This window comes from Streptomyces sp. NPDC030995 (genome assembly GCF_055571215.1).
Genome location: NZ_JBVIFS010000072.1, coordinates 1 through 10,279 on the forward strand (window position 1 = coordinate 1; position 10,279 = coordinate 10,279).

General features: G+C 69.7%; 10 protein-coding genes. All 10 read right to left on the reverse strand.

Features of this window, described 5'->3' with window-relative positions:
* Window positions 1-90: 90 nt before the first annotated feature.
* The 10 genes from ACZ45T_RS38925 to ACZ45T_RS38970 all read right to left on the reverse strand — a co-directional run bounded on the left by ACZ45T_RS38925 (window position 91) and on the right by ACZ45T_RS38970 (window position 10,084).
* Complete coding sequence (locus ACZ45T_RS38925; protein ID WP_468449185.1) at window positions 91-1,482, reverse strand: DNA polymerase IV; 1,392 nt, start codon at window positions 1,480-1,482, stop codon at window positions 91-93.
* 39 nt (window positions 1,483-1,521) lie between these two features.
* Entirely contained in the window at window positions 1,522-2,160 is a 639-nt protein-coding gene (locus ACZ45T_RS38930; protein ID WP_468449187.1) for a MerR family transcriptional regulator, read from the reverse strand.
* Window positions 2,161-2,350: 190 nt separating this feature from the next.
* Window positions 2,351-2,824 carry a bifunctional nuclease family protein gene (locus ACZ45T_RS38935; protein ID WP_030009777.1) on the reverse strand — a complete coding sequence of 158 codons (474 nt, stop codon included), beginning with the start codon at window positions 2,822-2,824 and terminating at the stop codon, window positions 2,351-2,353.
* A 52-nt stretch (window positions 2,825-2,876) separates the two neighbouring features.
* The gene (gene ftsR / locus ACZ45T_RS38940) at window positions 2,877-3,650 is read right to left on the reverse strand and encodes a transcriptional regulator FtsR (RefSeq protein ID WP_468449189.1); all 774 of its coding nucleotides are present in this window, start codon (window positions 3,648-3,650) and stop codon (window positions 2,877-2,879) included.
* A gap of 47 nt (window positions 3,651-3,697) precedes the next feature.
* Window positions 3,698-4,642, reverse strand: a complete 945-nt coding sequence (locus ACZ45T_RS38945; protein ID WP_468449197.1) for an FHA domain-containing protein — start codon at window positions 4,640-4,642, stop codon at window positions 3,698-3,700.
* Between the two features lie 85 nt (window positions 4,643-4,727).
* Window positions 4,728-5,543, reverse strand: coding sequence for a DUF881 domain-containing protein (locus tag ACZ45T_RS38950; protein ID WP_468449191.1), 816 nt, complete (start codon window positions 5,541-5,543; stop codon window positions 4,728-4,730).
* Window positions 5,544-5,548: 5 nt separating this feature from the next.
* Window positions 5,549-5,881 (reverse strand): small basic family protein, encoded by a 333-nt coding sequence (locus ACZ45T_RS38955; RefSeq protein ID WP_007262894.1) that lies wholly within the window; start codon window positions 5,879-5,881, stop codon window positions 5,549-5,551.
* Window positions 5,878-6,786, reverse strand: a complete 909-nt coding sequence (locus tag ACZ45T_RS38960; protein ID WP_468449193.1) for a DUF881 domain-containing protein — start codon at window positions 6,784-6,786, stop codon at window positions 5,878-5,880. Before ACZ45T_RS38960 ends, ACZ45T_RS38955 begins: the two co-directional genes overlap by 4 nt.
* Before the next feature lie 112 nt (window positions 6,787-6,898).
* Window positions 6,899-9,394 (reverse strand): sugar phosphate nucleotidyltransferase, encoded by a 2,496-nt coding sequence (locus ACZ45T_RS38965; protein ID WP_468449195.1) that lies wholly within the window; start codon window positions 9,392-9,394, stop codon window positions 6,899-6,901.
* A gap of 99 nt (window positions 9,395-9,493) precedes the next feature.
* Window positions 9,494-10,084, reverse strand: coding sequence for a CDP-alcohol phosphatidyltransferase family protein (locus ACZ45T_RS38970; protein WP_385408066.1), 591 nt, complete (start codon window positions 10,082-10,084; stop codon window positions 9,494-9,496).
* Window positions 10,085-10,279 lie beyond the last annotated feature (195 nt).

Below are 10,279 nucleotides of genomic sequence, written 5' to 3' on the forward strand. Positions count from 1 at the left end.
GAGTACGTCCAGTACTCGGGCGCCCCTCCGCCTTGCGATGCACGGCACCAGACAACGCGGGCTTAACCGGCAAGATCCGAAAGAGACGGCCTAGGCCCCGTCCCCCACCAGCGGCAGCGGATCGGACGGCTCCAGCTCGGGGTCGTCGACCCGGAAGGTCCGCACCCGACCGGGCTCCGATCCCGGCTGCTCGAACCGTACGGTCACCCGCCCGACCCCGCTGCCCTGCACCCACCCGGGCCCGTACACGGCGTGCCGTACGTCGGTCCCGGGCGTCCACCGACGCTCGGGAGCCGGATCCGGCGCCGGCTCCCCGGGCAGCTCCGTCCCCTCCTGCGGCTCGGCAGCCTCGTCAGCCGCCTCCGACCCGCTACCCCCGGCCGCCCCGGCCTCCCCGTCCGGCTCAGCGGCGAGCGACTGCGCGAAGAGGTCCTCCTGGGTGTAGTCCGCCAGCCCGGTCACCCCCACCCCCAGCAGTCGCACGCCGCCCGTGGTGTCCACGCCCTCCAGCAGCCGCGACGCCGCCTCCCGCACCACCCCGGGGTCGTCCGTGGGCCCCCGCAGCGTCTCGGACCGCGTGAGCGTGGAGAAGTCGTACCGCCGCACCTTCAGCACGATCGTGCGCCCCGAGTGCCCCGACCCCCGCAGCCGCTGTACGCACCGGTCGGCGAGCCTCCGCACCTCGCCCCGGATCCGGACCCGGTCGTGCAGGTCCACGTCGAAGGTGTCCTCGACCGACACCGACTTCGCGTCCCGCTCCGCGACCACCGGCCGGTCGTCCAGCCCCAGCGCCATCCGGTAGAGCCCCACCCCGTGCGCGCGCCCGACCATCCGGACCAGCTCGTCCTCCCCGGCCTCCACCAGCTCCCCCACCGTGGTGATCCCGGCGCGGCGCAGGTGCTCCCCCGTGGCCGGCCCCACCCCGGGCAGGGTCCGTACCGACATCGGCGCGAGCAGCTCGCGCTCGGTCCCCGGCTCGATCAGCAGCAGCCCGGCCGGCTTGGCCTCCTCGGACGCCACCTTGGCCAGCATCTTCGACCCGGCCAGCCCCACCGACCCGCTGAGCCCCGTGGCGGCCCTGATGTCCGCCCGCAGCCGCTCCCCCACCGCCCGCGCGGTCGACGAGTCGAAGGCGACTCCACCGGCCTCCAGGTCCACGAAGGCCTCGTCCAGGCTGAGCGGCTCCACGAGCGGGGACAGCTCCCGCAGCATGGCCATCACCACGTCGCTGACCTGCCGGTAGAGGCTGAACCGCGGGATCAGGCACGCACCGTTCGGACAGAGCCGCCTGGCCTGCGCCATCGGCATCGCCGAGTGCACCCCGAACCGCCTGGCCTCGTACGAAGCGGTGGCGACGACCCCGCGCGGCCCGAGGCCGCCGACGATGACGGCCTTCCCCCGCAGGCTCGGCTTCGACGCCTGCTCCACGGAGGCGTAGAAGGCGTCCATGTCCAGATGCAGGATGGTCGGCGCGGCTCTCACAGCACCGATGCTGCCCTACGGGACTGACATTCCCCAGGTTCAGACGGCGCGGTTGCGGCGGGCCGCCAGCTCGTCCGTCGGGTTGTGCCCGACCAGGGTCTCGCCGGTGTCCACGCGCTCCCCGTGCAGCTGGGACAGCGCGCTCTCGGCGTCGCGCCAGACCACGCCCACGGCGATCCCGAAGACGCCCTGCCCGCCCTGGAGCAGGCTCACGACCTGGTCCGGCGAGGTGCACTCGTACACGGTGGCACCGTCGCTCATCAGCGTCATCCGCTCGAGGTCCGAGATCCCGCGGTCACGCAGGTGCTGGACGGCCGTACGGATGTTCTGCAGCGCCACCCCGGTGTCCAGGAAACGCTTGACGATCTTGAGGACCACCACGTCGCGGAAGCTGTAGAGCCGCTGCGTGCCCGAACCGTACGCGGGCCGCACACTGGGCTCCACCAGCCCGGTCCGCGCCCAGTAGTCGAGCTGCCGGTACGTGATGCCGGCCGCGGCACACGCCGTCGGCCCGCGGTATCCGATCTGCTCGGGCGCCGGGTCACCGTCCACCGGTCCCACCGGCGTCGACTCCGGCTGACGGCGCGCGGAACCGACCGCACCGCCGTGCAGCGGGTACGGTCCAGCGTCACTCCGTACGGGGGTGCCCCCGGTCGTACCGTCGCCCGTGATCCTCACGCCGACCCTCCGTCCTTGACCTGCCCACCTTGAAGGTAGGCAGTCACCAGGGGTGCGTCAACGATCGCCACACTCGGCACGCCGAGTGATAATCACCCTGAGAGTGGTTTCCCGTATCCGTTTGCGGGGAAAGGCTAGTCGAATGGGCCGAAAGTTCGCCGTGGATGACGCGGCCGACACGGCCCACGCCTCACTGCGGGCCGGTACCGAAGTCCTCGGGCGAGATCTGGTCGAGGAACTCGCGGAACTTCTCCACCTCGTCCTCCTGCTCGTCCGGAATGGCGATTCCGGCGTCGTCCAGCACGCCGTCACTGCCGTAGATCGGCGTCCCCGTCCGCAGGGCGAGCGCTATGGCATCGGATGGCCGCGCGCTCACCTCGACCCCGCTGGCGAAGACGAGCTCCGCGTAGAAGACGCCCTCCCGCAGATCCGTGATCCGGACCTCGGTGAGCTCCTCGCCGATCGCCTCCAGCACGTCCTTGAACAGGTCGTGCGTCAGCGGTCGGGCAGGGGCCATCCCCTGCTGTGCGAAGGCAATGGCGGTCGCCTCCCCTGGACCGATCCAGATGGGGAGGTACCGGTCGCCTCCCACTTCACGCAGGAGCACGATCGGTTGGTTGGAGGGCATTTCCACCCGGACACCCACAACGTCGAGCTCGTTCACACAGCAACCCTAGGACCTGCCCGGCAGGTTTGGGTAGTCGGGGCCTCCTACCTCACCGCAGCCGGACCCCGAGAGCGGTCTGTACCAGCGCCTCGTGCAGCCGTACGGAGAGCCCCGCGAGCTCCTTCAGGGTGGCCTCCGCATGCGCCCTGGTCTGCGGATTGCGGTGGCGGCGCAGCGGTGCCACGACCTGCTCCACCAGGCCCGCCTCCCGGTCCGCGGCGGCCTTCATCGCGCGCAGGTGCCGCGGCTCCAGTCCGAAGCGCCCCAGGTCGGCCACGAGGCGGGCCACCGTGACCGCCTCGGCGTCGAACCCGCCGCCCGGCCCCTCGGCGAGCAGCCCGTACGACTCCCACTCGACGAGCTGGACCTCGTCCACCTCGGCGGCCGCCATCAGCTCGGCGCGGCCCACCCGGGCCACGGTGGGCCGCTCCCGGCCCACCTCGCCGTAGACGGCCGCGGGGCCTGCGGGATCGACGGAATCCCCGTGCGCCGAGGGCGCCGGGATCCGGATCTGCTCACCGCGGGCGAGCGCGTCGAGCTGCTCGCGGATGACCTTCAGCGGCAGGTAGTGGTCGCGCTGCAGGCGCAGGATGCGGGCGAGGCGCTCGACGTCGTCGGTACTGAACTTGCGGTATCCCGAAGGTGTGCGCCTGGGCTCGACGAGCCCCTCCGCCTCCAGGAAACGGATCTTCGAGATGGTGACTTCGGGGAACTCGTCACGCAGCGTGGTGAGCACCGTGCCGATGCTCACCAGCCGCCCGGCCGAGCCGGTACTGCCGGCGGTGCCGTCCTTCGGGGCACCGCCGGTCGGGGTACGCAGCATGGGACCTTCCCTTGATGGGGGCACCCCCGGACGGAGTCTGGGGGAGGTCAGACGCCCCGCAGGCTCGCGTAGAAGACCAGCCGGTACTTGCCGATCTGCACCTCGTCGCCGTTGTGCAGGGCGACGGAATCGATCGGCTCACGGTTCACGTACGTGCCGTTGAGGCTGCCGACGTCGGCGACGGTGAAGCCGCCGTCCTGGCTCCGGCGGAACTCGACATGGAGCCGGGAGACGGTGACGTCGTCCAGGAAGATGTCGCTCTGCGGGTGCCGGCCTGCCGTGGTCAGCTCACCGTCCAGGAGGAAGCGACTACCGGAGTTGGGGCCGCGGCGCACGATGAGCAGCGCGGAACCGGGGGGCAGCGCTTCCACCGCGGCCTGGGCCTCGGGGGACAGCGAGGACGACACGTGCGATTGTCCCGACACCTCGGCCTCGTAGGCCTCCAGGCCCGAGATCGAGATGGTGGACGTGGTCTCCGAGGCACGCTCCGGCGTCAGGCCCGCCCGCAGCGGCGCGCCGCAGTTGGAGCAGAAGCGACTGGCCGCATCGCTGCGGTGTCCGCACCTGCTGCAAACCTGCTCGGCCGACATGGACGGCTCCTCGCGCCGCGGCTGCCCCGCGGAGGCATTGGTGGCATACGGGTCGGGGGCAAACCCTCCACCCGTACTTGAGGTTGATGGTTCACCGAAACCTATGCGTCCGCTACCAGCAGGGTCAACAGCCGACGCGCCGGGCGCGCCGGAAACATCACCCGCACCGGCAACCTCGTCGCGGAAGAGCGGCCGGTCGCCCTGCCCTTCCACGTCGCCGCGCCCCGCACGGTGCCTCGCCGCGCCGCTTTCCTCGCGGTTCTTCTTGCCGAACAACTTCTCAAACAACTTCACGGGCGATTCCCCTTGACCGAAACAGACCCGCCCGTGGGGCAGGACGAACTCCGAATGCAGACACCTGCCGACCCGGACATTCTCACAACGTCCGTAACCACCAGACAGTTTCCACCACGCACCGCGACTTCGGTGCGCCGACCCCCCGCAGGCATCCGCCCGCGTGAGCCGGTCCACTCTCCACTCCGCATCATCACGATGACGACCGAGCGTAGTCAGGCTGCTTCGCAGCCCGCAAGGCATCCACAACGATCTTCGCCGACCGTGTGACGGCGACGGTCGCCTGCTCCTTCTCCAGCGTCTGGACGACACCGCCGGGAATGTTGAGCGCGGGCTCCAGATCCTGCGCCTTGCCGATCACCCGGAACTCATAGGGCTGTGTGATCTTCTTACCGTCGATCCCGACCCCGCCGTTCTCGTCCGAGAAGTACGAGCCTGCCACGATGCGCACACCGTTGATCTGGATCGCCTCCGCCCCGGCCGCCCGCAGCTCCTGAAGCGTGTCCAGCAGCTGGTCGGCCCGCACCTGACCCGTGGGATCGGTGATCTTCAGCGTGATGCCCGGCCCCTGCGCTGCCACCGTACCGGCCAGGATGCCGAGTTGACGCTCCTTCTCCACGGTCTGCTTGCGGGCCTCCTCGGCCTGGTTGGAGCTGCTCTCCAGCTCCCTGCGCTGCTCCTCCAGCTTCTGCTTCTCGTCCTCCAGGCGCTTGGTCCGCCCGTCGAGCTCGTCGAGGATCCGTACGAGGTCCTCCTGACGGGCCCCGCGCAGCGCGCTGGAGTCGCTGTTCGACCGCACCTGGATGGCCAGACCCAGCCCCAGCACGAACAGCAGCAGTGCGACGATCAGTTGGGCACGGCTCACCCGCGGCGGCCAGAGCCCGGCCGCGAGCCGCTGCCGGCCGGTCTGCGCGGGCTGCTCGGGCGGCTCCGGCTTGGGATGCCCCGGCACGTCCAGCGGAGGCTGCCCGGCGCCCGCCGGCTCCTCGGGACTGTCGTTCGTACTCATCGGCCTCACGCCCGGAACACGTGCCGGCGGATGGCCGCGGCGTTGGAGAAGATTCGGATGCCGAGGACCACGACCACACCCGTGGACAGCTGCGAGCCGACGCCGAGCTTGTCGCCGAGGAAGACGATCAGCGCGGCCACGACCACGTTCGACAGGAACGACACCACGAAGACCTTGTCCACGAAGATGCCGTCCAGCATCGCGCGCAAGCCCCCGAACACCGCGTCCAGCGCCGCCACCACGGCGATCGGCAGATAAGGCTCCACCACGGCCGGTACTTCGGGCCGGACCAGAAGTCCGACCACCACTCCGGCCAAGAGGCCCAGTACCGCGATCACGATGCACCCTTCTGCTGCTCTACTGCTGTAGCTGTACGTACGGTCAGACTCGGCGCGGCCGGCAGCCGCACCTCGTCCGCGGCGGACAGGGTGTAGCGGATCCCGTAGCTCTCCTGGAGCACGTGCAGGTACTGGCCGTCCGCCGAGTCCTGGAAGGCCGTGCCGAGCCGCTTCTTGTCCCCCACCGCCAGCACTTCGTACGGCGGCACCAGCGGCCTGTTGTCGACCAGTATCGCGTCACCCGCGGCCCTGATCGCCGACAGCGACGTGAGCCGCTGCCCGTTGATGGAGATGGCCTCCGCCCCGGACTGCCACAGCCCGTTGACGATCTTCTGCATGTCACGGTCGCGCAGCCGGCCGGTGTCCGAGAAGCCGGAGCTCTCGCGCGGTCCGCCACCGCTGGAGGAAGCACCCTTCGCGTCGTCCACCACCAGCTTGATCCCGGGCCCGCGGACCTCCGTGGCACCGGACAGCAGCGCCACGAGCTCGCCCTGACCACCGCCGGGCTGCCGGAGCGCCGCGCGCTGGCGGGCGGCGACATCGGTGCTCAGCCGGTCGATGTCCCGCTCCAGGCCGTCCGCGCGCTCGTCGGCCCGCTCCACCCGGTCGATCAGTTCCTGACGCTCCTTGGCCAGCACCGGCGCGGCTATCCGCGCCTCGGCGGCGCCGAGCGTGACGACCATGGCGGCGATCACGAGCCCGGCGGCCAGCCCGAGCTTCGCCTTGAGGCTGCGGGGCAGACCCGCCGTACCCTCCGCCTCACGCCGGGCCGACGCCTCCGCATAGCCCTCGTCGAGACTGTGGTCCATCACGTGCGTCAGCAGCGACATGGAAGCGTCCGGGCGCGCGGGCGGCACAGGGGAGGCCGAACTCCGGTTGTGGGGCGGCTGCGACATGCCGCACATCGTCGCATGTCGGCGCCCTGCACACCGAATGCGCCCGTCCGGCGGGCCGGACGGGGCACTCTCCGCACCCGGCCCACCGGACTTCGGTCCTGCGTCGGCGCCCGCCCGGCACTCAGTGCCCGGCGCTGTCCACCACGCCCGCCCATTCGTCGAGCAGGGCCTGCGCCGAGGCGTCGTCGGGACCTTCGGCCCACAGATGGGTGACCGCTTCCGCCGGGTCCGGCAGGACCAGCGCCCACCGCCCGTCGGCCTCGACCACCCGCACCCCGTCGGTGGTGTCCACCTGGCGGTCACCGGCCGCCTCCACGACCCGCCGCATGACGAGCCCCTTCACCGCCCACGGCGTCGGAACGTCCCGCTTGAGCACATGTGCCCGCGGAATCCGGGCATCGATCTGGCTCAGCGTGAGCTGCGTCCGTGCCACCAGCCCGAGCAGCTGCACGAAGGCCGCCGACCCGTCGAAGACGCTGCTGAACTCCGGAACGATGAAACCGCCGCGGCCGTCCCCGCCGAAGATCGTGTTCTCCGCACGCCCCACCCGCGTCAGGTCGTCGGGCGAGGTGGTCGTCCACTCCACCTGCGTGCCGTGGTACGCCGCCACCTGCTCGGCGACCCGCGTCGTGGTCACCGGCAGCGCGACCTTGCCACTGCGCCTCTCCGCGGCCACCAGGTCGAGCAGGACCAACAGGGCCCGGTCGTCCTCGATGATCCGCCCGCGCTCGTCCACCAGGGAGATCCGCTCGCCCACCGGGTCGAACCGCACGCCGAAGGCCGCCCGGGCCGAGGCCACGATCTCGCCCAGCCGCACCAGCCCGGCCCGCCGGGACTCCGCGGTCTCGGTCGGCCTGGATTCGTCGAGCCCGGGGTTGATCGTCAGGGCGTCCACCCCGAGCCGCCCCAGCAGGCTCGGCATGACCAGCCCGGCACTGCCGTTGGAGGCGTCCACGACCACCTTGAGCCCGGCGTCGCTGATCCCGGTGATGTCCACCCGCCGCAGCATCGAGCCGGTGTAGGCGTCGAAGACACTGCCCGGGAACTGCAGGTCACCGATCTCCCCGGGGAAGGCACGCCGGTACTCCTGGCGCGCGTACACCCGGTCCAGCTTGCGCTGCTGCTGGAGCGAGAGGTCCGCTCCCCGCTCGTCCAGGAACATGATGTCCACCGAGTCCGGCACACCCGGCGAGGTCCGCAGTACGATCCCGCCCGCGCTGCCCCGCGCGGTCTGCTGCCGCGCCACCGGCAGCGGCACGTTCTCCAGGTCCCGTACGTTGATGGCGCTGGCCTGGAGCGCCGAGATCACCGCCCGCTTGAGCGCTCGGGCGCCTCGGGAGTGGTCACGCGCCGTGGTGACGATCGCCCCCTTCTTCAGGGTCGTCGCATAGGCACCGGCGAGCCGGACCACCAGCTCGGGGGTGATCTCCACGTTCAGGATCCCGGAGACTCCGCGCGCACCGAACAGATGTGCCTGCCCGCGGGACTCCCAGATGACCGAGGTGTTGACGAAGGCGCCGGCCTCGATCGTCTTGAAGGGATAGACCCGCACGTTCCCCTGAACGATCGATTCCTCACCCACGAGGCACTCGTCACCGATGACGGCCCCGTCCTCGATCCGGGCGGCGCGCATGATGTCGGTGTTCTTGCCGATGACACAGCCGCGGAGATTGCTGTGGGGCCCGATGTACACGTTGTCGTGGACGACGGCCTTGTGCAGGAAGGCTCCGCTCTTGACGACGACGTTCGACCCGATGACGGTGTGCTCGCGGATCTCGACGCCGGCTTCGATCTTGGCGTAGTCCCCGATGTACAGCGGCCCGCGCAGCACCGCGTCCGGGCTCACCTCGGCCCCTTCGGCGACCCACACCCCGGGCGAGATCTCGAAGCCGTCCATCTCGATCTGGACCTTGCCCTCGAGCACGTCGGCCTGGGCCTTGACGTAGCTCTCGTGCGTGCCCACGTCCTCCCAGTAGCCCTCGGCCACGTAGCCGTAGATGGGCCGGCCTTCCTTCATCAGCTGCGGGAAGACATCGCCGGACCAGTCGACGGAGACATCGGGATCCACGTAGTTGAAGATCTCCGGCTCCATGACGTAGATACCGGTGTTGACGGTGTCCGAGAACACCTGCCCCCAGGTCGGCTTCTCCAGGAAGCGCTCGACCTTGCCTTCCTCGTCCACGATCGTGATGCCGAATTCCAGCGGGTTCGGCACCCGGGTCAGGCACACCGTGACGAGGGCGCCCTTCTCCTTGTGGAAACGGATCAGATCGGTGAGGTCGAAGTCGGTGAGCGCATCGCCCGAAATGACGACGAACGCATCATCCTTCAAGGCTTCCTCGGCATTCTTCACACTGCCGGCGGTGCCGAGTGGCTTCTCCTCGTTGGCATAGGTGAGCTCCATTCCGAGCTCCTCGCCATCCCCGAAGTAGTTCTTGACGAGCGACGCCAGGAACTGCACGGTGACCACGGTCTCGCTGAGCCCGTGCCGCTTGAGCAGCCTCAGCACGTGCTCCATGATCGGCCGGTTCGCCACCGGCAGGAGCGGCTTGGGCATGCTCGAGGTCATGGGGCGAAGACGCGTGCCTTCGCCACCGGCCATCACGACGGCCTTCATGTCGGAAGAGTCCTCCTTGATAGATGACGGTCGTACCGACGTCACCCGTCTCGGTCGGTGACTCCGCAACTCCTCCGCGTCTCCGGCGCCGGGGCGAGCTCAATCGGCCGTGGCGTCAGCCTTCACCAAACGGCGGACTTGAACCACGTAAAGGATTCCTGCCCACCAGTAGAGCGTTGTACCCCATCCCGCGAACGCCCATCCGAAAACTGACCCCGTCCAGGCCAACCATCCGGTGCCGTCACTGAGCAGCAGCAAGGGAAACGCGTACATCAGGTTGAAGGTCGCGGCCTTGCCGAGGAAGTTGACCTGCGGCGGCGGATAGCCGTGACGGCGCAGGATCCACACCATGACCAGCAACATCAGCTCGCGCGCGAGCAACGCTCCCGTGAGCCACAGCGGCAGGATCTCTCGATAGGTCAGGCCGAAGAGCGTCGAGAGAATGTACAAACGGTCCGCGGCCGGATCCAGCAGCCTGCCGAGGTTGCTGATCTGATTCCAGCGCCGGGCCAGCTTCCCGTCGAGGTAGTCGCTGATCCCGCTGAGCATCAGGACGGCCAGAGCCCACCCGTCGTGCTCCGCGAGGATCAGCCACAGGAACAGGGGCACGCCGGCCAGGCGAGCCATGCTCAGGATGTTCGGAATGGTGAAAATTCGGTCAGTCTGAACCCGAGTCTCCTGGACCTCCACCCGGGGGCCTCCACTGTGACTGTAGAAATCGGTCGTTCGATGCCCCCTGACCCTACAGGAGACCGCACACGTGTCCGGAACGCAGAAAAGCCCCGCACCAAACCCATAAGGGCTGGTGCGGGGCTTTCCCACAATGATTGTTCGGCGGCGTCCTACTCTCCCACAGGGTCCCCCCTGCAGTACCATCGGCGCTGA